Source organism: Microbacterium sp. A93 (assembly GCF_051842835.1).
On record NZ_JBPXMT010000013.1, the window covers coordinates 193552 to 215394 of the forward strand.

General features: G+C 64.9%; 19 protein-coding genes. 3 read left to right on the forward strand and 16 right to left on the reverse strand.

Annotated features, from left to right (window positions below; genetic code table 11):
* Window positions 1-64: 64 nt before the first annotated feature.
* Window positions 65-460 (forward strand): YccF domain-containing protein, encoded by a 396-nt coding sequence (locus ACSU1G_RS28350; protein WP_439283951.1) that lies wholly within the window; start codon window positions 65-67, stop codon window positions 458-460.
* Window positions 461-466: 6 nt separating this feature from the next.
* Here the strand turns inward: ACSU1G_RS28350 and ACSU1G_RS28355 are convergent, their stop codons facing one another.
* The 6 genes from ACSU1G_RS28355 to ACSU1G_RS28380 form a co-directional block, all read right to left on the reverse strand.
* On the reverse strand, window positions 467-889 hold the full coding sequence (locus tag ACSU1G_RS28355) for a type II toxin-antitoxin system VapC family toxin (protein ID WP_439284016.1): 423 nt from the start codon (window positions 887-889) through the stop codon (window positions 467-469).
* A gap of 2 nt (window positions 890-891) precedes the next feature.
* On the reverse strand, window positions 892-1182 hold the full coding sequence (locus ACSU1G_RS28360) for a ribbon-helix-helix protein, CopG family (RefSeq protein ID WP_439283953.1): 291 nt from the start codon (window positions 1180-1182) through the stop codon (window positions 892-894).
* A gap of 101 nt (window positions 1183-1283) precedes the next feature.
* A complete protein-coding gene (locus ACSU1G_RS28365) occupies window positions 1284-4526 on the reverse strand; it encodes a lamin tail domain-containing protein (protein ID WP_439283955.1) in 3243 nt (1080 codons plus the stop codon).
* A gap of 127 nt (window positions 4527-4653) precedes the next feature.
* Entirely contained in the window at window positions 4654-5676 is a 1023-nt protein-coding gene (locus ACSU1G_RS28370) for an ABC transporter permease (RefSeq protein ID WP_439283957.1), read from the reverse strand.
* Entirely contained in the window at window positions 5673-6605 is a 933-nt protein-coding gene (locus tag ACSU1G_RS28375) for an ABC transporter ATP-binding protein (RefSeq protein WP_439283959.1), read from the reverse strand. The genes ACSU1G_RS28370 and ACSU1G_RS28375 overlap by 4 nt, the downstream gene beginning before the upstream one ends.
* Before the next feature lie 53 nt (window positions 6606-6658).
* The gene (locus tag ACSU1G_RS28380; protein ID WP_439283961.1) at window positions 6659-7645 is read right to left on the reverse strand and encodes a glycerophosphodiester phosphodiesterase family protein; all 987 of its coding nucleotides are present in this window, start codon (window positions 7643-7645) and stop codon (window positions 6659-6661) included.
* 89 nt (window positions 7646-7734) lie between these two features.
* Between ACSU1G_RS28380 and ACSU1G_RS28385 the strand changes: the two genes are divergently transcribed.
* Window positions 7735-8640: a Bax inhibitor-1/YccA family protein gene (locus ACSU1G_RS28385; protein ID WP_439283963.1), complete on the forward strand. Its 906-nt coding sequence runs from the start codon at window positions 7735-7737 to the stop codon at window positions 8638-8640.
* A 144-nt stretch (window positions 8641-8784) separates the two neighbouring features.
* Window positions 8785-9057 carry a GlsB/YeaQ/YmgE family stress response membrane protein gene (locus tag ACSU1G_RS28390; protein ID WP_439283965.1) on the forward strand — a complete coding sequence of 91 codons (273 nt, stop codon included), beginning with the start codon at window positions 8785-8787 and terminating at the stop codon, window positions 9055-9057.
* On the opposite strand, the gene ACSU1G_RS28395 is transcribed toward ACSU1G_RS28390, so the two are convergent.
* The 10 genes from ACSU1G_RS28395 to ACSU1G_RS28440 all read right to left on the reverse strand — a co-directional run bounded on the left by ACSU1G_RS28395 (window position 9054) and on the right by ACSU1G_RS28440 (window position 21770).
* A complete protein-coding gene (locus ACSU1G_RS28395; RefSeq protein WP_439284017.1) occupies window positions 9054-10316 on the reverse strand; it encodes an RNA polymerase sigma factor in 1263 nt (420 codons plus the stop codon). The genes ACSU1G_RS28390 and ACSU1G_RS28395 overlap by 4 nt on opposite strands.
* Window positions 10317-10336: 20 nt before the next feature.
* Window positions 10337-10765: a YciI family protein gene (locus ACSU1G_RS28400; RefSeq protein ID WP_439283966.1), complete on the reverse strand. Its 429-nt coding sequence runs from the start codon at window positions 10763-10765 to the stop codon at window positions 10337-10339.
* Window positions 10766-10904: 139 nt separating this feature from the next.
* Complete coding sequence (locus ACSU1G_RS28405; RefSeq protein WP_439283967.1) at window positions 10905-12230, reverse strand: hypothetical protein; 1326 nt, start codon at window positions 12228-12230, stop codon at window positions 10905-10907.
* A gap of 45 nt (window positions 12231-12275) precedes the next feature.
* Complete coding sequence (locus ACSU1G_RS28410; protein ID WP_439283969.1) at window positions 12276-12782, reverse strand: RNA polymerase sigma factor; 507 nt, start codon at window positions 12780-12782, stop codon at window positions 12276-12278.
* 157 nt (window positions 12783-12939) lie between these two features.
* Window positions 12940-13461, reverse strand: coding sequence for a GNAT family N-acetyltransferase (locus tag ACSU1G_RS28415; protein WP_439283971.1), 522 nt, complete (start codon window positions 13459-13461; stop codon window positions 12940-12942).
* 448 nt (window positions 13462-13909) lie between these two features.
* Complete coding sequence (locus tag ACSU1G_RS28420; protein ID WP_439283973.1) at window positions 13910-15295, reverse strand: glycosyltransferase; 1386 nt, start codon at window positions 15293-15295, stop codon at window positions 13910-13912.
* Window positions 15296-15299: 4 nt separating this feature from the next.
* Window positions 15300-16877, reverse strand: coding sequence for a glutamine-hydrolyzing GMP synthase (guaA, locus tag ACSU1G_RS28425; protein WP_439283975.1), 1578 nt, complete (start codon window positions 16875-16877; stop codon window positions 15300-15302).
* Entirely contained in the window at window positions 16874-17398 is a 525-nt protein-coding gene (locus ACSU1G_RS28430) for a DUF3817 domain-containing protein (protein ID WP_439283977.1), read from the reverse strand. Before ACSU1G_RS28430 ends, guaA begins: the two co-directional genes overlap by 4 nt.
* 10 nt (window positions 17399-17408) lie before the next feature.
* Window positions 17409-17531 carry a hypothetical protein gene (locus ACSU1G_RS28435; RefSeq protein ID WP_439283979.1) on the reverse strand — a complete coding sequence of 41 codons (123 nt, stop codon included), beginning with the start codon at window positions 17529-17531 and terminating at the stop codon, window positions 17409-17411.
* A gap of 132 nt (window positions 17532-17663) precedes the next feature.
* The gene (locus tag ACSU1G_RS28440; protein WP_439283980.1) at window positions 17664-21770 is read right to left on the reverse strand and encodes an ExeM/NucH family extracellular endonuclease; all 4107 of its coding nucleotides are present in this window, start codon (window positions 21768-21770) and stop codon (window positions 17664-17666) included.
* Window positions 21771-21843: the final 73 nt, after the last annotated feature.

Below are 21843 nucleotides of genomic sequence, written 5' to 3' on the forward strand. Positions count from 1 at the left end.
AAGCGGCGGCACCGACGTTACTGTCCCTGGCGCGTTCCCATCCGCGGGTGCCACAATCATTCACATGCGCACGATCCTCAACATCATCTGGCTGGTCCTGTCCGGTTTCTGGCTGTTTCTGGGATACATGTTCGCCGGCATCATCCTGTGCGTGCTGATCGTCACGATCCCCTGGGGGATCGCTTCTTTCCGCGTCGCCGGTTACGCGCTCTGGCCGTTCGGACGCCAGATCGTTGACAAGCCGAAGAGCGGCGTGGGTGCGTTCCTCGGCAACGTGGTCTGGGTGATCCTCGCCGGCTGGTGGCTTGCCATCGCGCACATCGTCTCAGGCATCGCGCTGTGCGTGACGATCATCGGCATCCCGATGGGCATCGCCGACTTCAAGATGGTACCGATCTCGCTCATGCCGCTCGGCAAGGACATCGTTTCCACGCGTCGGGGACCGTTCGACACGAAGTGATCGCAGTCAGGCCGCCGGAACTTCCCAGCGCAGGCCGGGGAATCGCGCGAAGTCTCGGTCGAGGGTGACGAACGTGGCGCTGTGCTCGATCGCGACCGCCGCATGAGCGGCATCGCTGATCAGGTTTCCGCGCGCATCGGCACCCCTGCATAGTCCGGAGAAGATCTCCCAGTGCCGCGTCCCCGCGCTGATTCGTGTGACCCCTGGATGCTGGAGGAGCGCCTCGATCTGCTCGAGGGCAGCGACGAGCGGCGTGGGCTCCGAGAAGATCCGCGGGTGGGTCGTAACTCGAACGAATCCAGAGATGACGGAATCCGCAAGACCGAGCTGCTCATCCGCATTCACGTGTTCCTGCAACCAGGGTGCCAACCACTCGTGCTCGACCGAGTCGTGCCGGTGGGCGTGGACAAGAACGTTCACATCGGGCATCTTCATGCACGAGCCGCCCGCTGAGCACGAATGCTCTTGACAGTGAAGTCGTCCGCGTCCATCAGGTCTTCGAGCGCGGCGTTGCTGTTGAGGTCGACACCAGGCTGCACCCCGCGAGCTCCGACCGCCGGACGGAAAGCCTGAAGCCGGAAGTCGGGCCTGGCTTCACCGTTCTCTGCGAGCGCCCGCCGCAACGCCTCTTCAAGGAAAGACGTCATGGTGCGGTTGTCGCGGCGGGCACGCTCCTTCACTTGACGATAGAGCTCGTCGGGAAGAATGACTGTGGTACGCATATGCCTGAGCATATCACCCTAAGCATATATATGCCTTTCAATTCGGATGCGACGACAGAGGCGCGAGGAACGATCGATTCCTCGCGCCTCTACCGTTGTTGTCAGGCCCGGTGTGTGCGGCGCCGCAGGGTCACTGCGAGCGCGCCCGCGAGCAGCAGCCCGAGCGCCAGTACGGCGCTGCCGACCGGTAGCTCGGAGCCTGTGGCCGCCAGCGCGCCGTCTGGATCAACCTGGATGTCCACCCAGCCGAGCAGGTCACCTGCCACCGAGTAGACCGCGATCCGGTGCGCCCCGACGGAAGCATCCTTCGGGATGCTGACGCTGATCGAGGCCGATGCGCTCAAGGTTCCGTTGGCGAGCAATACCGGGTCGGAGTACATCCAGACAGCGACGTCCACGCCGGCGTGCTGCGCGGCAACCGTGATCGTCACGCGGTCGCCGGGCGCTGCGACAGCGGGGTTCACTGTCACACCACCCCGATTTCCGTCGACGAGATCGGCACCGGGCAGCGGCGGGGTCTGAGTTCCCGGGATGCCAGGCTCAGTCGGCTCAGTCGGCTCCGTCGGCTGACCAGGCTCCGTCGGCTGACCAGGCTGACCAGGCTCCGTCGGCTGACCAGGCTGACCAGGCTCGGTCGGTTCGGTCGGCTCCGTCGGTTCCGTCGGCTCGGCCGGCTCGGCCGGCTCGGTCGGCTCCGTCGGTTCCGTCGGTTCAATCGGCTCGGTCGGTTCAGTGGGCTCGACACCAGGCAGCGTGCCGGTGCGCAGCGCCTCAGAGGCGTAGCCATCGGCGAACCACCACACCGGGCGGTCACCGTCCACTGCGAGCGAGGCCGGCGCCGTGGCGAAGCCCTCGTTGTTGATGTCGGGCAGACCCGCCGGCGGAGCGAAGTGTGCGATGCCAGGATTAGCCGTTCCGTTCAGCGTGATCTGGGCTGAACGCCCGTGGCATCCGTCGTCACACACGGCCCACAGCACGCCAAGAACCGAGTCGTAATCCAGGCCCATGACTCCGGCGAGCCCGGGATCGATCGTCGAGACGAGCTGCGCCGAGCCATCCGCGGCGAGCGCGAAGGCAAACACCCCGCCGCCGTCCTCAACCGCAACGAAGAACAGGCCGTCTCCCGAGTACGCCGCCGGATCGTAGGCCGCCTGCGCGTTGTCGTCGAAAAGCTTGCCGGTGAGCACCTCATCGGACACCCATTCGACCGCCTCGATGCCGAGGTTCGCGCCGACTGCAGGAAGCAGCTCGGTGAGGTCCCACTCGTTCAGCGCGATGAGATCGCCCTCTGACGAGTCAGGGTCGACCTGCAGCACCTTGTTCTGGTTGACGCCCTTCACGCTGTTGTCGCGCTCGGATGCCACATAGACGAGGCCATCACCGTCGACGGTGATGCCTTCGGTGTCAGGACCGGCTGCGTCGGGCGCATCCGCATCCTTCTGGAAGCGCACGCGCTTGCCGTCTGCCCAGCCTTCGACGAGCGTGACCGAGCCATCGGCCGAGGCCTCAAGCTTCCAGATGCGTCCTTCGCCGTTGTCGACGGCCCAAAGGAATGCACCGTCGGCAGTCTCCTGGATGTCGAGTCCGGAGCTGTCCTCCAGGAAGGTCGGCACGGTGTCAAGCACCCGCACGTCTGCGGAACCGGGCCACGGCGAGACCGCAACCTCTCCCACGCACACGTTGGCCGCGCCAGGAGTGGACTCCGCAGTCACGGCAAAGGGACCGTTGGAGTCGGGGCATCGGCCCCAGGTCGTGGCCGCATGGCCCTCGCCCCACGAGGTCGAATCGACCAGCTGGTCGCCATCGAAGACGCGGACCGTGTCGTCCTTGCCGATTCCGAACCCGAGCGCGTCGAGCACGAGGTAACCGCTCGCCGGGATGCTGGTGCCTTCAGAGATCACGTACTCGTGCGAGTCGTCGTCATCCTTCACGACGATGCCGGAGACGTCGAGTGCAGCGTCGGTCGGGTTGACGAGTTCCACCCAGTCGGGCTCACCGTCGGATTCGACCTCGTTGATGCGAACCGGGTTGCCGCAGGCGTTCCGGATGCCGGGTGTACCCACGGCGACGTCGACGAAGTCACCCGTGCCATCCTCGCAGCGCGCCCAGAATCCCTCTGCGTGGCTGGCGTAGGCGTGCTCAGCGACGGTAAGGCCATCCGCGTTGCGGATGGTGACCGTGTCACCGTTGCCGAGACCGAACGTGAAGTGATCGGTGCCGTTGAAGACGAAGTACGCACCGGGCTCGATGATGGTGCCCTCGGCCAAAGGGTGCACATCCGCGGCGTGACCGGCCGCGTCGTTATCCATCAGGGTCCAGCCGGAGATGTCGATCGGCGTGGTGCCGGTGTTGACGATCTCGGCCCAGTCTGGTGCACCGTTCGAGTCGATCTCGTTGATGGCAATCGTCGGCGGGACGCAGTTGTTAGCCGCACCGGGTGTCGCATACGCGAGAACGAAGGTGCCGACGCCATCGAGGCAGCGCGCGAGTGTGGCCGCGATCTCGTCACCGTCGATGTTGGCGTGGCCTTCCCATGCGCCGGTCCGATCGGTCAGTGTGCCGGCCGAATCGAAGAGGCGGATCTCGTCGGTGCTGCCGATGCCGATCGGGGCGTCGAATCGCGTGAGTTGTCCGTCGACCATGCCGAGCGAGGAAGCCTCGACCACGAGGAACTCGCCGCCCGCAATCGATGTGTCGGCCTGGAACGCCCAGCGGTGATCGTCGGAGTTGTCGCGGATCTCGTAGCCCGAGATGTCGAAAGATTCGGTTCCCGGGTTGTACAGCTCCACCCAGTCGGCAGGCCCAGAGTCAACCTCATTGAGCACGATTGATCCGGGGACCGTCGGCACCGTGCAGTCGTTGGCGGTGCCAGGCGTCGCCGTGGTCGCGTGCGCCCACTCGCCCGTACCGTCGGGGCAGCGTGCGAAGGTCGCGATCGGTGAAGTGTTCTCGTAAAGGTAGGAGTCGATCTCAGCACTGTCGGCGTCGTACAGAACAACTTCATCACCCTTGCCCAGACCGAAGTCGAAATCGACATCGGTGACGAGCATCGCGAACCCGCCGGGCGCGAGCGTCGTGCCGTCAGCGAAGGGCATGCTGAATCGATCACGTTTGTCGTCAGAGATCGTCCATCCCCCGATCGCAACGGTCTCGGTGCTGGCGTTGTAGATCTCGACGCGGTCGGTGTAGCCGGAGATCTCGTCGTAGATGATCTCGTTGAGGACGACACCCGAGGCGGGTGTCTCAGGCTCAGCGCCGAGGGCAGAGGTGGGAACAGCGAGCAGCAGAGCAGCGCTGAGTGCGCACACCGCTGTCGTCGCGAGTCCGCGTTGCAGGCGGGACATATGACTCCATGGTCAAGAGGCGGACGGGATACGTCCAGACCATCGAGTCGCGCTTAAATCTCCACGTCGGCACGGTGTACGCGAGGTGAATAGCCGCTGTCCGGCAGCGCCGGGCTGCGCCGACGGCTCAGGCGATGCGTGTGCCCGGCGGAAGCATCCGTGCCGGTGTGCGCGTGCGCGCCCATGCACCGGCGAACAGTCCGCCGGCGATCACGATCTGGATGCCGAGACCGACAAACCAGCTCGGCACGCTGTTGTTGATGACTTCCTCCGCCGTGGGTGTGGCGTCGGGCCCCATCGGCGCGCACTCATCCCAGCGATATTCCGTGGGCGACTGCTGTGCGCTGCGCAGACCGTACTTGATCTGGCCGAACAGGTCGACGGGCCATCCGTTCGAATCGAACACCGTCGGGGTGGCATCCGCCAGAACCACGAAGGGGTTGGCTGCGAGCGCCCACCAGACTCGATCGAATCGGGGAGTCTCGTAGGTACTGGTCTCCCACCGTTCGCAGTCCACGTTTCCGGCGTTGTCGTAGGGTCGGTGGTAGCTGGTGGCCTCGCTGCGCAGCGCCGTTCCGCCCAGGCCGAATGCGATGAGCGTACCGATCGTCAGCGCAGCCACGACGAGATAGGTCGCGGCCACGGAAAAGAGCGGGCGGGCGATGAGCCCGCTCAGCCCCACACCGACGGCTGCGACGATGATGATCTCGGCGGCAAGCACGAGCAGCGACACCGCAAAAGTCGCCGGGCGTACCCCGCCTCCGAACAGCGAGACGGCCAGGAACGGCAGCGCGACCAGCAGGAAGACCCCGCCGGTAGCGACCGCCGCGAGAAGCTTGCCGATCATGATGTCGCCCGTGGATACGGCCGTCACCTGCACAGCGGCCAGCGTTGCGGCCTCACGATCACCATTGATCGCATTCCCACTGAGTGTCGGAGAAACGAGCACGACGAGCAGCAGCACGACGTTGACGACGATCGAGTAGACCCCCGCGCCGGTCGCTCCGTTATACGAATACACCGCGAAAGCAAGACCGGTGACGGCGAGCAGAATCACGGCGAAGATCCCGAGCAGCACGTACCAGCCGACGCTGCGAAGGCGTTGCATGAGTTCCAGACGGGCGACAGTTCCGATATGCGCGATGGTCATGATCCGGCCCCCGTCCGTGGCAGATTGAGGAACGTATGCTCCAGCGCGCTCTGCGCGGGCGCGAACTCGCTCACCGCAAGACCGGCTTCGACCATCCTGCGCAGGCCATCGGCCGCAGCCAGCTCAGTATCGAATCCGACGAGCAGAGCGGTTCGGTCTACGCCAAGCGACTCCGGTGCCATGCTCAGCGCTGCGGCCACCCGCCCAGCGTCAACACGCAACTGCGACTCCACCGAGCCGGCGAGACGAATACGCCAGGCGCGGACCGCGGTCTGCGACGGTGCGGCATCGACAACTGATCCGGCAACGAGGAACACCGCGTCGTCGATCACCTCCTCCAACTCGGAGAGGATGTGACTCGAGATCAGAACCGTGCGCCCTTCGCCTGCGAGTCTGCGCAGCAACACACGCAGCTGCACGCGTGCTTCCGGATCGAGACCGGATGCCGGCTCATCCAGCAGCAGCACCTGAGGGGCGTGCACGAGCGCGCGGGCCAGGCCGAGTTTCTGCTTCTGTCCGCGCGAGAGCACCTTCGCCGGCGCATCCGCAAGCTCGGCGAGACCAACCAGCGTCAGAAGTTCAGCGGCACGCGCCTGCGCCACCGGCCTGTCGATGTCATAGAGCCGTGCGGTCATGACGATCGTCTCCCGTGCAGTGAGGGAGGGCCAGGCGCCGAGGGCGTCCGGCATCCAGCCGAGCTGGCGACGCGCACCCAGCGGATCGGCGAGCGGGTCGATGTCCCCGATGCGGATCGTTCCGGTATCAGGCGCGAGCAGGGATGCCAGCATCAGCAGCAGCGTGGTCTTTCCTGCACCGTTCGGACCGATCAGGCCCGTCACCCGTCCCGGCGCCGCCTGGAAACTCGCGTCTCGGACAGCCTGCACCGTGCCGAAGGATCTGCTGACACCATCAGCGACGATTCCACTCATGCCGTCAGTCTGGCATCTCGGCGATGCCGCGTCTCAGGACTCGCGGCAGACGCTCAGCCGCGGAAGAACGCCACTCCAAGATCGGGGTGATCGACGAAGACCCCATCCACGCCGGTGCGGGCGATCACCGCCCACTCCGACTCGTAGTCCCCGAACGCCGGTTTACCGCCGTCGCCGCGGAACTCCGCCGAGAGGAAGGCGTTCTCCGGACGCGCAGTCCATGTGAAGACCTTGAGTCCTCTGGCGTGCGCATCGTCGACGATCGTATTTCCCTTTGCCAACAGCATCCGCTTGTTGACGCTGATGCCGTCGACCTTGCCGACCAGACCATCCAAGCCGTGCGGTGTGACCGTCGCCTTGTAGGTGGCCGCCTGGCGACCGTGGGCGACCAGCTGGTCGTAGGGGCGGCCGGATGCCTCGATCAGGTAGATGTACGACGCGGCGATGCCGTGTGCCCGCAGTTGCGCGAGCACCGTGGACTCAAACGCCTCGATGACGAGGGGCAACTCCCCTTCGGCCCATCCTGCCTTCTTCAGATCTCGCACGATCAGCGGCACCAGATCGAGTCCGATGCTCTCGAAGTACGTGGCGTGCTTGATCTCGAGCACGACGCCGATCTCACGCCCGTGCTCAGCAGAACCTGCGCGCACGAGATCGAGCACGTCGGTGAGCCGAAGGACGCCCTGCGCTCCGTCGAACGAGGCACTCGACGTCCGCAGCGCGGGGACCCGTTCGCGAACGCGCAGCGTCGCGAGCTCGTCCCAGGTGAAGTCCTCGGTGAACCAGCCGGTCAGCGGCTGCCCATCGATCCGCTTGGTCGTCTTGCGATCGGCGAACTCAGAGTGATTCGCGACATCCGTGGTAGCGGAGATCTCATTTTCATGTCGAACGACGAGTACGCCGTCCTTGGTCGCGACGATATCGGGCTCCACAGCGTCCACGCCCATGGCCAGCGCGAGCTCATACGACGACCGACTGTGCTCCGGACGGTAACCAGGGGCGCCCCGATGACCGATCACGAGGGGAAACTTCCTGGGCATGCTCTCAGCGTAGAACACGCCATGCCGAGAGATCGCCCGGTATCGTGGAGGAAAGCGACCTATATACCCCCTCGGAGTGAGGCCCACCAATGAGTAATTTCGCATTCAACAATCCGGCGTTCAAGCAGCAGGATCCGCGCAATGTCGCGACCTACCCGGGTGGCCCGCAGGCCGCGCAGGGGGCACAGGCCGCGTCTGTAGCGCACGCGGGCATGGATGCCGCAGCAAACGCGCAGCTCGAGGGCATGTATGCCGCTCCCCCGGCCGGCGCCATCGAGACCGACCGGATGACCGTCGAGGACACCGTCTGGAAGACGGCCGGGCTCTTCGCCATCCTCCTCGTCACGGCCGTCGTTGGCTGGGTCTGGACGCTCAGCACGCTTCCGGCCACCGGCCAAGCGAACATGCTGCCCATGATCGTCGGCGCGCTCGGCGGATTCGTCCTCGCGATGGTCATCACCTTTACCTCGCGCAAGAAGATCCGTCCTGCACTGATCTTCGCCTACGCAGCACTTGAGGGTCTGTTCGTCGGTGGAATCTCGGCGTTCTTCGAGACCATCTACCCCGGCATCGTCATGCAGGCGACTCTCGCGACGGTCTCCGTCGTCGGCGTAACGCTCGCGCTCTTCGCCAGCGGCAAGATCCGTGCCTCCAAGAAGATGACGAAGATCTTCATGATCGCGATGGTCGGCTACCTCGTCTTCTCCGTCCTGAACCTCGTGCTCATGTGGACCAATGTTCTCCCGGCCGGCCAGGCATTCGGCCTGCGCAGCATGGAGATCATGGGCATCCCGCTCGGGCTCATCCTCGGCGTGCTGGTCGTCTTCATGGCCGCGTACTCGCTGGTGATGGACTTCGACCAGATCCAGCAGGGTGTGCGCAACGGCGCTCCTCGCAAGTACGGCTGGCTCGGCGGCTTCGGCATCATGGTCACCGTCGTCTGGCTGTACGTCGAGATCCTGCGTATGATCGCGATCGTGCGCGGCAGCAACTGACCGCGTCGCGCTGATCTACAAAGGACCTCGTCTCTTCGGAGGCGGGGTCCTTTGCCATATCCGCGACACGCGCACAAGGGTCTGGTATTCCCTTGTGCAAAGGAGCATAGTTACGTCACCGCACAACGAAAGGGGATTTACATCATGAGTTTCCTCGCATTTCTTCTCCTCGGATTGATCGCCGGCGCGATCGCCAAACTGATCCTGCCTGGGAAGCAGGGCGGCGGCTGGTTCGTCACATTGCTCCTCGGCGTCGTCGGAGCAATTCTCGGCGGCTGGCTCGGCGGATTGCTCTTCAACGTCGACATCAACGAGTTCTGGAGCCTGTCCTCCTGGGCTCTCGCAATCGGTGGCGCGATCATCGTGCTGCTGATCTACGGTCTGATCGTCGGCCGCGGTAAAAAGGTCAGCGACTAGACCGACCCGGAGGCTTTTGCCTCCAGAAGGGCGCGCTCCCTGTCGTTCCCCGCGAGTCTCGCGGCGGTGGCGAACTCAGAGCGCGCCTCTTCTCTGCGCCCAAGACGCAGCAGCATTTCCCCGCGGGTTGCGGGCAGCAGGTGGTAGCCCTTGAGAGCGTCGGATGCCGCGAGTTGGTCGATGATGCGGAGGGCAGATGCCGGACCAGTGGCCATTGCGACAGCGACTGCCCTGTTGAGTTCGACGACTGGCGAGGGCGCGATGCGTCCGAGTGCCTCATAGAGCACAACGATCTGTTCCCAGTCGGTGTCATCGATGGAGGCCGCGACCGCATGGCACTCGGCAATTGCGGCCTGCAGCGCATAGGCCGTGCGTCCGCCACCGATTGCGTCGGCTTTGGCCAGCGCCGCCCGGCCGCGGGTGATGCGACTACGGTCCCAGCGCGATCTGTCCTGATCGGCCAGGAGCACCGGCTCGCCCTTCGCATCCACCCTGGCAGGAAAACGCGCGGCGGTGAGTTCCATCAGCGCCAGCAGGCTGTGAGCATCGCGCTCTTTCGGCACAAGCGAAGTGAGTACGCGGGCCAGACGGATAGCCTCGGCGCTGAGTTCGGGGCGCATCCAGTCCGAGCCGCTGCTCGCCGCGTGCCCCTCGTTGAAGATCAGGTACAGCACGCCGAAGATCGCGCTCAGTCGTTCGGCATACTCCTCGCGAGGCGGCACCTCGAAGGGCACATTCGCCGCGGTCAGCGTCTTCTTCGCCCGGACGATGCGCTGCTGCACCGTCGCGACCGGCACCAGGAATGCGCGGGCGATCTGCTCGCTGCTGAGGCCAGCGACGACACGGAGCGTCAGAGCCACGCGGGCTTCGCGAGCGAGCACCGGATGGCACGAAACGAAGACGAGCCGCAGCACGTCGTCGTCGATGACGTCGGGGTCCCAGGGGTCGGCATCCGCGGCATCCGCCTGCTCCCGTTCGAGGTCATGAGCGATCCCGGCGATGCGGTCGTCGTAGCGTTCTTGGCGGCGCCATCCGTCGATCGCTTTGCGCTTGGCTACGGCGGTCAGCCATGCCGCCGGGTTGCGGGGCACACCCTCGACGGGCCACTGTTTCAGTGCATCGATGAGCGATTCCTGGGCGAGGTCTTCGGCGAGGCTGAAGTCTCTGACCAGGCGAGTGAGCGTCGCGACGATCTTGGCCGATTCGATGCGCCAGACCGCGGCGATGGCGCGCTCCACTTGCTCGGTGGAGTGCGCCATCGCATCGCGTGTCGGATCGCTCACGACGCCTGCGCGCGCTTCGCCTGTTCGCCGCGCGTGATCTCTTCCTTCTGGATCCACTCGTTGTCGGCCGGGAAGTCCGACGCATCGGTCACTCGACGTACCTCGAGGAAAGAGCCGGGGCCGAGCGGGGCACGACCCGCCCACTCCGCGGCCTCTTCACGGGTGGAGACCTCAATGATCCAGAAGCCGTTGAACAGCTCCTTCGTCTCGCCGTACGGGCCGTCCGTGACCAACGGCGTCTCGGCCGAGAAGTCGACGACGAAGCCTTCGGCTGCGTCGGTCAGGCCCTCGCCTGCGAGCAGAACACCCGCCTTTGTCATCGACTCGTTGTACTTGCCCATCGCCTCGATGACCTGCTCGAACGGGACGTCCTTGTACGCCTCAACCGCTGCGTCGGTCGCTCGCATGATCAGCATGAACTTCATGATTTTTCTCCTTCAATCGCGGGGTCGTTTTCGACCCTCTCACTGAAGACGTCGAACGGGAAGAGTTCAGATCGACAACCTCCGCAAAGTTTTTCGATCTGCGGAATCGTGCTGCGTTGCGTCGAGGACTCTTGTCGTTCTAACCCCGCGCGGTCGTTGTCGTGTCGAGTTCATCTTCTGCGAGCGCGACGACGCTCCATACGGTGTCGTCGGCTGCGGTGAACTCGTACGTGGGAGCTAGATATTGCTCACCGTTCTCGCCGTTGAGCAGTGCAAGTCCCAGTCGTGCCGACACGATCTCGTGTTCATCGATCCTCCATGGCACTGCGGATCCGGCGTCGGGAACCTTGGCCGGAGCCGTGGGCGGTATGTATTCACCGGGGTCTGCGATCTGGTCTGGCGCCGATACGAGTCGCGGTGAAAATGCGGGATCGTTGAGGCGCGCCGCCGCCTCTGCGTGGCTCACGATCGGGTACTCGCCGAGCGAGACCACCTCCCCAATCGGACCGGATGCATTCATGATCCCTTGCGCCGAGACTGTGACGTGAGCCGCGATCTCGGTCACGTTGTTCTCCACGATCCTGGCCGCCGTCACCGTGACGTTTCGTCCCGCATCATCCGGCACCGCGGTGATCTCAACGGCATCCTCATCGAGGCCGATCGCGGCGAGGAAAAGGGTGACGGATTCGTGCACCAGCTCATCAGAAGGCAAAGGCGTGTCAGCCATGCACCGGATCATCTCCTGGCCGAAGGCCCATGTGCCGTCATCATTGAGCTTTTCGCGGCCATGCAACGCGGTGGCGGCGTCTTCGCAGACCACCACGGGATCGAGGATGCCACCGTTGAAGCTCGCAGTCCCCCACACCGACAGATCGAAGTAGGCACCCGAATAATCGCCGAGGACCCATCCACCACCGAACTCGTTCGCGCGCACTTCCCCCGTGACGCCGAGCACACTCGCCATGCGTGCAGCGTCCTCCGCCGAATATTGCACGCCCGCATCGACGGCAAACACCTTCGCCTGCGACGGAGACGGGTCGAAGGCAGGCACGATGAAGCGATGACGGTTGGGATAGCCCCACCAGCCGAACCCGGGCATCGCGTTGGCTTGAGCCCCGACCTGGAGTTCGGCACCGCCAACCCCAGACCCGTTGCCTGCGTCACCGAGTTCGATGGGCGCTGCCGGGTCATTCGGCGCCCCGGTCTCCACCGCAAGCAGTACCGGCGCCGGGCCGAAGTGGATCCCGCCTGTGCCCCAGATGTAGCCGCCACCGATCGCAGCGAGGACCATCCCCGCAGCAGCGATAGGAACGAGCCATCGGCGTCCGCGCCGGACCGGCACTGTGCGGGCGACAGCGGGTATGCCGGCGACCCGAGCACGCAGCGCAGCCGAGGCTACGGCACCCTCGGCCGGATCCGCGGCCTGTACCGCGCGAATGTCATCGTCAGCGAATGGTTCGTGCATGGTGTGCCCTCGTCTCCTCACAGCATCCGTCTCACTTGGTCAATGTCAGAGCGAGCCGCGATCTTGCATCAACGGCGTCCACAGCTCTCGCAACCGACCCCGAGCACGCGAAAGAGCAGCCTGCGCGCCGGATCGAGATATCCCGAGTGCCTCGGCGAGCTCGGTGCCGGTCAGCCCCTCCCACGCGTGCAGAAGCAAGATGTCACGATCACGCTCCGACAACCCGGCGAGAGCCCGCACGAGCTCATCGCGGTCGGCGATCCGCTGCGCATGGTCACCATCGATGGGCGTATCCGTGAGATGCAGCGGGACAACGTGTGCCCGGCGCCGATGGTTAGCGAGCACATAAGCCGCCGTACGATACAGCCAAGGCAAGATCCACTCTGCGGGAATATCGTCACGTCGACGCCACGCGATCTCGAACACCTCGGCAGTCAGATCGTCGGCATCCTGCTTGACTGCACGCCGCAGAAAATAGCGATAGAGCGAATCAAGATGCGCCGCGACCTCGGAGGTAAACCACGCCTCAGCGTCGTCAGGTCGATGGCCCATGACACTCCTCACGACGGGGCCGACGGCTCCGCTCACAAGGGATATGTCGGGTATGAGCCGATTCTTGCAGAAGGGCCGTGAGTGCGGGGATCCGCAGACCAACGCGACGCTTCCTGCGCGAAGCTTCCCTGCGTGCAGTCCGTCGCCGCCAACCGAGCTACGGGACCAGGCCGCTGTCCGCATACAGGATCCAGTGCGCGCCGTGAGCCTCGCCGTCCAGGTCGCTGCGGCGGGTGAGGCCGAGTTTCTCGGCCACGCGCACAGAAACCGCGTTTCCAGGCAGCATCCTCGCCACGGTCAGCTCATCGACCAGGGGCGTCGCTGAGCGCGCAATGTCCAGAGCGTGCCGACCAAGATCGGCCGCGAGTCCCTTTCCCCAGAAGTCGGGGAGGAGACGCCAGTAGAGATTGATGACCGGCATATTGAGCCAGAGATCACGTCGAGCGCCGCAGATCCCGGCAAGTCGGTTGCCCTCGAAGGCCAGTTCGTAGCCGAAACCGTGATCCATCCGGTGTTGCAACCAGTTCTCGAGCATCCTCTCGCTCGCAAGGAGGTCCGGTGAGGCGCCCAGTGGATTGTGCGCATTCGTCATCGGATCCCCATGCAAGTCGTGCACCAGGGCGGCATCCCCGCTCGACAGTGCGCGGAACCAGATCGAACCGGCCGCACCATCTCGCATCTCTCGACCTCCCGTGCCCTCTCGCAGGCAAGCATCATCCCAGTCTGGGCCCGCGCCCGCAACCTCATTCTGAGGGCTTCGATGAGTTGCTCCTCGCTGCTGTTTTCGTGGGCATCGAGGAGACTTCCGACCACGATCCCGACGAGGAGTCCAATACCTGCCCCAAACGCGAGGTTGTCTACCATAAGCCCCAGCGCAGCGCCGATGAAGAGACCGAGCACGAGGCCGTACCCGACCCGGCTTCCCTTCGGCTGCCGATCTTGCTCCGTGTCCTCGTTACTGTCCATGTCCAGAACACTACGTCGCGCTTGAACACATCCGCTGCCCGAGAAGAAGCACATGAAGCCTCCCGGCTGCTCGCAGAACAGCACTAATTACGCAGAAATCGCCGAAAAATCTGCGAGATTCGTGTTGTTCTGCGAGATCCGTGCACGCGAAAGAAGAGAGCTCAGCGCCCAGGGCGCGACACAGGGGCACTGAGGGCATCCCATACCGCAGCGCCGAGCGCCGCCATGGATGCTGCCGGATCCATCGTCGCGGCAGCTGAGCGCGCTTCAGTGGCGAGGACGGTCCGGCGATCACGGGCGCCGATCACTTCGATCAGTGCGGATGCGAGAGCATCAATGTTGCCGTCAGGCACCAGGATGCCACCACCATGGGCAAGGGTGTCCCCCGGCCCATATGGCATGTCATAGGACACGACGGGAACCCCGTGTCCGAGCGCTTCGAGCACAACCAGCCCCTGGCCCTCGTTCGCGCTCGTCAGCACGAAGGCATCCGCTTCGCTCCACGCATCCTCAAGATCAGCCATGTGCCCGTGGAGGACAACATCCTTGGAGACGCCATGCTCAACGCTCAGCTTTTCCAGCGCGTCGCGCAAACCTCCCCCGCCATACACATGCAGCCGCGCCGACGGCACGACCTGACGAACACGCTCCATCGCGCGGATCGCATGGTCGACGCGCTTGCGAGGAATGAGCGAGCACATCATCGCCAAGCGACCCGGCACAGGATCGTTCGAACCGGTGACCGGTACCGGGTGCGGCACGACCGCAGACCGGATGCTCGACCCGATGCGCCGTTCCACATCCGCCTGCTGAGAGGGAGTGAGCCAGAGCACGCCGTCGAAGCGTTCGGCGATAGCGAGCCACCGCGTCCAGGCGGCATCCATCGGCGAATCCCAGTGATACGGCGCCTGCACATGGCAGGCATGCGTGGCGTGCAACACACGCACGGCAGGATGCAGCAACGGCGCCGCATTGGCGACGAGCAGCTCGCCGACCTGACGCGCTTCGCAGATCACAACCGGGGCACCATCTGAAACCGAGCTGACGGCGTTCACCCAAGCCCGGTAGAGCGCCCCGAAACCAGCCAACGAACCGATGGGTCCGTCCGCGTCCCAGACGATGACCGGCGCTTCACTCAGATGCCAGTTCGGGTCGCCGGCGATGACAGGAAGCTCCAGCACCGTGTGCCCGGCAGCATCCAAAATGACGCGTCGCTCACCAACGTCGCCGATGCCGTCCGCGCCGAGCAGAACAGCCGCGGCACGCAGCCACCCGGAATCTGCTCTGGCATCGTCGAAGAGATTGCGCAGCTCGACGCCATCCGGCAGCAGGCCGCGGCGGCGCCACTCGGCACGGTGCGCGTCGTGATCCTCAGCGGTTCCAGGATCTACGGTGAGAACGCGGACGCGTGCACCGGCCGCAGCCATATCCCGCGCACGACGGAGCACGGCGATTGTGAAACCGCCGTCCAGATCGGGGATGAGCCGGCTGGCGAGTACGAGGTACTCAGCATCCGGCAGCACGGAACCGTCGCTGGCTCCGCTCATAGTCCTACTCCCACTCGATGGTCCCCGGCGGCTTGGACGTGACATCCAGCACCACACGGTTCACGTCGCGCACCGAGTTCGTGATGCGATTGGAGATCCTCGCCAGCACGTCGTACGGCAGGCGGGTCCAGTCGGCCGTCATCGCGTCTTCGCTGGAGACCGGGCGCAACACGATCGGGTGACCGTAAGTGCGACCATCGCCCTGCACACCCACTGAGCGAACGTCGGCGAGCAGCACAACGGGGCACTGCCAGATCTCGCTGTCGAGACCAGCCTTGGTCAGCTCCTCGCGGGCGATGGCGTCGGCCTCGCGCAGAATCTCGAGACGGTCAGCGGTGACCTCACCCACGATGCGGATGCCGAGGCCTGGCCCCGGAAAGGGCTGCCGCCCGACGATCGCTTCGGGAAGGCCCAGGTCACGGCCGATCTGGCGCACCTCGTCCTTGAAGAGGGTGCGCAGCGGCTCGATGAGCTCGAAGTCGAGATCCTCAGGAAGACCGCCGACGTTGTGGTGCGACTTGATGTTCGCTGTTCCGGTGCCCCCACCGGACTCGACGACGTCAGGGTACAAAGTGCCCTGCACGAGGAACTTCACCGGCTCGCCGGAAGCCTTCGCTTCAGCGACGAGATCCAGCTGCACCTTCTCGAACGCACGGATGAACTCGCGGCCGATGATCTTGCGCTTCTGCTCTGGATCGCTGACGCCAGCGAGATGACCGAGGAACGTGTCTGCGGCATCCACCGTGATCAGGCGCACACCCGTGGATGCGACGTAGTCGTTCTCAACCTGCTCGCGCTCGCCCTTGCGCAGGAGACCGTGGTCGACGAAGACGGCGGTGAGCTGGTCACCAATCGCCTTGTGTACAAGCGCCGTCGAAACAGCCGAGTCAACGCCGCCGGACAGCGCCGAGATCACGCGAGCCGAGCCGACCTGCTCGCGGATGCGGGCGATCTGCTCTTCGATGACGTTGCCGCTGTTCCAGTCTGCGGAGAGGCCCGCAGCCTTGTGCAGGAAGTTCTCGATGACGGCCTGGCCGTGGTCGGAGTGCTTGACCTCGGGGTGCCACTGCACACCGTAGAAGCACTTCTCGGCACTGCCGAACGCGGCGACCGGAGTGTCCGCCGTGGATGCGAGCACCTCGAAGCCCTCGGGCGCCTTGGCGACCTGATCGCCGTGACTCATCCATACGTTTTGGGTGTTCGGCAGTCCGCCGAGCAGCACGCCACCGTCGCCGGTGAGCGCAGCATCCGTCGCGCCGTACTCGCGAAGGCCGGTGTTCGCGACCTCGCCACCGAGTGCGCGCGCCATGACCTGGAAGCCGTAGCAGATGCCGAGAGTGGGGATGCCGAGATCGAAGATCGCGTTATCAAGCGCGGGTGCGCCCTCTTCGTAGACCGATGACGGCCCACCGGAGAGGATCAGTGCGACCGGGTTCTTCTCGCTGATCTCTGCGGCGCTGACCGTGTGCGGCACGACCTCGCTGTAGACGCCGGCTTCGCGCACGCGGCGCGCGATGAGTTGTGCGTACTGGGCGCCGAAGTCGACGACAAGGACGGGACGCTGGGCGGTGTCGGCGCTCATCGCGCTGCCTCCTGGGATTGTGCAGATGCGGCTTCTGCAGCGATTGCTGCTTCGCGGGATACGAGGTAGGCGTTGACCTCGCGCGAGACCTTGATCTCCATGACGAAGGAGAGGGCCGGGATGACGCCACCGAGCGCGAGCGTGATGAAGCGGATGAACGACCAGCGCATCAGGCTCCACAGTCGGAAGATGGCGAACAAGTAGAGAACGTAGAACCAGCCGTGCGCGACGAGGATCAGCAGTGAGAGGTTCGTGCCATCGCCCACCGAGATGAGCTCGCAGCCCATGCCCCCCGGGACGAAGAGCGAATACCACTGGCATCCGTCCCCCACGATCACGTCGGCGAACCAGAGCAGACCACCCGATCCGCCGGCGAAGAGCTCGACGTGGATGGGGCTGTACTTCAGGATCATCTCGGTCAGCAGCAGAAGCAGCATGACGCCGGTGATGATCGACGCAACCTGGTAGAACTTCAGCGCCCCGCGGATCTTCGGGAAGGAGGCAGCTTTCGGTTCACGCATGAAGTCCATTCTACCCGGGGTCTGCAGCAGTCTCGGTCACGCGTAGGGCGATGGCCTGGTCGCGCTGACCAGGCCAGATTACGCGGATGCCGCTCGCGCTCAGCTGCAGGCCGAGCTGGGCGGTCAGCCGCACCCGGTGCCTTCCTCTGGGAGCGGGCTGCCCGATCCTGGTGAACCTGTCGAGGTGGCGCAGGTGGTCGCCACGCCACGAAGGCCGTCGGGATCACTCCCGACGGCCTTCATACTCGCGCGAGCTGCGCTGCGTTTACTCGTCGGCGTTCTCGTCCACGCGGCGACGGCGACGGAACACCAGGAACCCGACACCGAGCAGCAGCAGGACTACTGCCATGACGATGTACGGGGTGGAATCCGCACCGGTCGTCGGCAGCTGACCGCTGCCACCGGGCGCCGCAGTGACGGTCAGCGTCGCAGTGGCTTCCGCGCCGTTCGGCTGAATCGCGGCGAGAGTGTGTTCGCCGGCCGCGGTGTTCTTCGGCACGGTAATGGTGGTGCGGAACGTGCCGTCATCTGCGACGGTCACGGTACCGACCTGCACCGGCGTGGATCGCAGCTCCAGCACCAGCTCGAGGCCGGCGTCAAAGCCTTCGCCGCTGACGTCAACCGTGCCACCGGCTGCAACCGAGGTCGCCCCGAGAGTGATGTTGCCCGGAGCCGCAGGCGCGTCAGCGAACACGATCGGCACCTGCACGCTTGTACCCGACGCCGCAGTCGCGACGGTGAGCATCTGGGCGCCGAACACGTCCTCCGGAACGGTGAATGTCAGGCTGGCACGACCCGCTTCGTCGGTGGTGTCGACGATCGTGGAATCGACGGCGCCAGTGGCGAGCACGGCGTCCCCCAGCGAGACGGTGGCGTCGCCCGGTTCTGCTTCTCCGCCGCTGAACGCCAGCGATGAGAGGTCGATTGTGACCTCTTCACCGGCGCTGAATCCGTCGGCGTCCGCTGCGCTCACCGTCACACCAACCGCGCGCTGTGCGAGGTCAGGCGTCGCGGTGCCGTTGGCGTCGAACCACTCCACCATCGAGGAGAGGTCGATCTTGCCGGTATCCGCCCTGTTCGTGCCTTCAGCCAGTGTGAAGAAGTTATCTCCACCCGTCGCGAGGAACGAGTTCGCCGCCACGAGGTATGACGCCGCGAGGTCGATCGCCTCGCCGTTCAACGTGATCGAGGTGATCCGCTCCCCTGCCGCTGCCGTCGGGTCATAGGTGTACTGCAGACCTTCCGACAGCCCCAGTTTCAGGAACGGACGACTCGAATCCGCCGGCTGCCACTGCTCCTCCAGCACGCTCTTCAGCTGCGCACCGGTGAGGTCGAGCGTGACGAGCGTGTTGGCGAATGGTTGCACCGTCGCCGCTTCGCGGAACGTCACGTTGCCGTCGGCGTCGTTTCCTCCAGACGAGGCGAAGGTCAGGTCTGCACGGATACCACCGGGGTTCATCAACGCGATGTCTGCCCCGGTCGACCACTTGTGCACATCGGCGACGAAGTTGCCGACTGTAGATTCGCCACCGCGGTTCTCTGAACCGTCGCTCTGACGTGCCCGGTTGAAGTCGGCGGTGATCTCACCCACCGGCTCAGCTCCCAGCACGTCCGCCTCGGCGGTTGCCGCATCAACGATGTCTTGCACACTCTGAACCGCGGGGTACAGCGCGACGTCGTCTTCGGTGAGTGGCTTGATCTCGTTGGTGATCGAGATCAGTTCCTTCGACTTTGCGTCGACCTGCAGGTTCATCAGCCCGAAGTTCTCACCGTACTGACCCGCCGAAACGACCGGGCGGCCGTCGATGACGTGGTTGTACGCGAGGTGCGTGTGCGCGGAGACGATCGCGCTCACACTGTCATCGACACCGGCGACGATCTCGCCGAGTGCAGATTCCGGTGTGATGCTGGCGATGTCGGTCGAGGTCGCACCCTCATGCACAAGGAGAATCAGCACGTCGGCTTCGCCGTTCGTGGCATCCCCATCGGTGAGATCGTCGGCGACGGCATTCACCGAGTCGACGATGCTGCGCACCTCGAGATCGGCGATACCCTCCGGCGAGACCAACGAGCCGAGCTCCTCCGTCACGGCGCCGATGAAGCCGACATTCACGCCGTCCATCTCAGTCACCCATGCCGGAGAAAGAGCGGTCTCACCGGTCTCGGTGACGAACACGTTCGAGGAGATGTACTCCCAGTCCGCACGGTCCTGCACGCGGTCGCGCAGGTCTTCCCAGCCCTGGTCAAACTCGTGATTGCCGGCTGCGCTCACATCGAGCCCTGCGGCATTGAGCGCATCGATCGTCGGGTTGTCATCGGCAATGAACGAGGTGAAGGTGGATGCTCCGATGAGGTCACCGGCCGCCGCGAACACCGTGTTCGGGTTTGCGTCGCGCACGGTCTGCACCGCTCCGGCGAGAACAGCGGCACCGGCAGATGCACGATCGGCCTCGATGCGACCGTGGAAGTCGTTGATCGTGACGATGTCGATGCTCACCGGCGGAATCTCACTGGAGACGCCGACGATCACCGGATCGTGGTCGCTGGATCGGAACGGCGTGCCGGACTCGGCAGCACCGAAGGCATATCCGCGGTCGCTCCACTCCGGAGAGTTGATCGTCCAGACGCCGGTGCCGGTGACCGACGCAGCGAGCGATGGCGAGGCGATCGCGTGGTCGAGCGAGCCGAGCTCGCACTCGTACGTGTACGTGTACTGGCCTGCGGCGTGCGCCGGCACGAGGTCGGTCCAACCCGCCTGGGCGAAGACGTTGATCGGGTCTTCCTGCGCGTACGCATTGAAGTCGCCGAGCAGCAGGATGTCATCGCTGCCGCTGGTCTCTGCCAACGTCTGCGTGAAGCCGAGCAGCGAGTTCGCCTGCGCGACGCGGTCGGAGTTGAAGAACCCCTGGCCGTCGGCGGGCTCATCTCCACCGTCTTCCGGCGGTGACTTCGACTTGAAGTGGTTGGCGACGACCGAGACGAGCTTGCCGTCGATGTCGAAGGTCTGCGCGATGGGCTCGCGCGCGTTACCCCACACGGTCTCATCGACGACGGTGGCACTGTCGCCGACCGGGGTGACGGCATCCGTCTTGTAGATGATCGCGTTGGTGATGACATCCGTCGTGGCGGTGTCGACGAGCGCGGCCGGAGTCGACACGTACGCCCAGACGTCCGCACCTGCCGCGGAGTTGAGTCCCGCGACCAGGTCAGCGACGGCGGTGTCCACCGGCTTGCCGAAGTGAATCGAGTTCTCGATCTCCATCAGCGCGACGACGTCTGCCCCCAGCCCGTTGATTGCGGTGACGATCTTGGATTTCTGGATCGCGAACTTCTCGGAGTTCGCCGCACCACGGGCTTCCGAATTCTCGCTGCCCAGGGTCGTGAAGTAGTTGAAGACGTTGAATGCTGCGATCTGCGCATCGCCGCCGACTTCGGGGGCCGCATCGCTGCGCGGATTCTCGGCTGTGAACGTCGCCTTGTATATCGCGTCGCTGGAGTCGTCGATTGCCATCACTGGCTGCAGCCGCCAGTCGTCGAAGCCGTACTGCAGCACATAACCGGTCTCTGCGAACGTGACGAGGTCGCCGTTGCGCACGGTCGTGCCGGTTGTGAAGTACGGTTGCTCGCCCGGGTGCGCGTTGCTGACGACCTGCGAGTTCCAGCCATCGTCGAGCAGCATGCGCTCGGCACGGTTCTCATCGGCGATCGCGTCGGCATCGGTGCCGGGACGAGTGGTCTCGGTGCTCTTGACGTTCAGTTCGCCCGGGTTCAGCCAGAGCGTGCCGAAGTTGTAAAGCTGATGACTGGATGCCAGCCGGTAGGTGCCGGTGGGCGCCACCAGCATGTTCTCGTAGGCCTCGCGGTCTGCGCCGATGACGGTATCGGGAAGCGGGGTGACAGCAGGAACGCCGACTCCCGCAGTGAGGACGGTGACTTCTTGCTCCGTCGAGGGCGAGATCTGGGTCTGTCCGAAGTTCTCGGTGACGATGCCGGTAACCGAGACGAGATCGCCGATCTCCAGCGTGGGGGCCAGCAGGTCGAAGAATACGAAGATGCCGTCGGATGCTCCGGGTGTGGCATCCGTGTCTCCACCGCTGCCCGCGGTCTGGATGGAGATTCCTTTGTAGCCGCCGACGCGGTAGTCGCCGGTGACGATGCCCTCGACGGTGACGGTCTCTCCGTCAAACGGCGACGACGCACCCGTGCCTTGCACTTCGGCGATGGTCTGCTCGGCCCCGTAGGCCGGGGCGACCACCAGCCCGCCGAAGGCGAGCGCTGCAGTCGCGGTGGCGGCGAGTGCCGCAAGGCGTCCTCGTCGGTGTGGGTGGGACGATCCGATGCGTTGCACTGCACCGACAGGGACGGACATCATTCGGTGGTTCTCCTCGACGTCGACAGGAAAGACTTCGCACGCCATCGTGAGGCACACGAAGAGGCAACACCGC

Bases quoted from the DNA above. Each gene is read 5' to 3' on its own strand.
- ACSU1G_RS28400 (WP_439283966.1), bottom strand. From the start codon at position 10,765: ATGAAGTTCATGCTGATCATGCGAGCGACCGACGCAGCGGTTGAGGCG.
- ACSU1G_RS28375 (WP_439283959.1), bottom strand. From the start codon at position 6,605: ATGAGTGGAATCGTCGCTGATGGTGTCAGCAGATCCTTCGGCACGGTG.
- ACSU1G_RS28410 (WP_439283969.1), bottom strand. From the start codon at position 12,782: ATGGGCCATCGACCTGACGACGCTGAGGCGTGGTTTACCTCCGAGGTC.
- ACSU1G_RS28420 (WP_439283973.1), bottom strand. From the start codon at position 15,295: ATGAGCGGAGCCAGCGACGGTTCCGTGCTGCCGGATGCTGAGTACCTC.
- ACSU1G_RS28405 (WP_439283967.1), bottom strand. From the start codon at position 12,230: ATGCACGAACCATTCGCTGACGATGACATTCGCGCGGTACAGGCCGCG.
- ACSU1G_RS28430 (WP_439283977.1), bottom strand. From the start codon at position 17,398: ATGCGTGAACCGAAAGCTGCCTCCTTCCCGAAGATCCGCGGGGCGCTG.
- ACSU1G_RS28415 (WP_439283971.1), bottom strand. From the start codon at position 13,461: ATGCGAGATGGTGCGGCCGGTTCGATCTGGTTCCGCGCACTGTCGAGC.
- ACSU1G_RS28355 (WP_439284016.1), bottom strand. From the start codon at position 889: ATGCCCGATGTGAACGTTCTTGTCCACGCCCACCGGCACGACTCGGTC.
- ACSU1G_RS28440 (WP_439283980.1), bottom strand. From the start codon at position 21,770: ATGATGTCCGTCCCTGTCGGTGCAGTGCAACGCATCGGATCGTCCCAC.
- ACSU1G_RS28365 (WP_439283955.1), bottom strand. From the start codon at position 4,526: ATGTCCCGCCTGCAACGCGGACTCGCGACGACAGCGGTGTGCGCACTC.
- guaA (WP_439283975.1), bottom strand. From the start codon at position 16,877: ATGAGCGCCGACACCGCCCAGCGTCCCGTCCTTGTCGTCGACTTCGGC.
- ACSU1G_RS28370 (WP_439283957.1), bottom strand. From the start codon at position 5,676: ATGACCATCGCGCATATCGGAACTGTCGCCCGTCTGGAACTCATGCAA.
- ACSU1G_RS28385 (WP_439283963.1), top strand. From the start codon at position 7,735: ATGAGTAATTTCGCATTCAACAATCCGGCGTTCAAGCAGCAGGATCCG.
- ACSU1G_RS28390 (WP_439283965.1), top strand. From the start codon at position 8,785: ATGAGTTTCCTCGCATTTCTTCTCCTCGGATTGATCGCCGGCGCGATC.
- ACSU1G_RS28380 (WP_439283961.1), bottom strand. From the start codon at position 7,645: ATGCCCAGGAAGTTTCCCCTCGTGATCGGTCATCGGGGCGCCCCTGGT.
- ACSU1G_RS28350 (WP_439283951.1), top strand. From the start codon at position 65: ATGCGCACGATCCTCAACATCATCTGGCTGGTCCTGTCCGGTTTCTGG.
- ACSU1G_RS28360 (WP_439283953.1), bottom strand. From the start codon at position 1,182: ATGCGTACCACAGTCATTCTTCCCGACGAGCTCTATCGTCAAGTGAAG.
- ACSU1G_RS28395 (WP_439284017.1), bottom strand. From the start codon at position 10,316: ATGGCGCACTCCACCGAGCAAGTGGAGCGCGCCATCGCCGCGGTCTGG.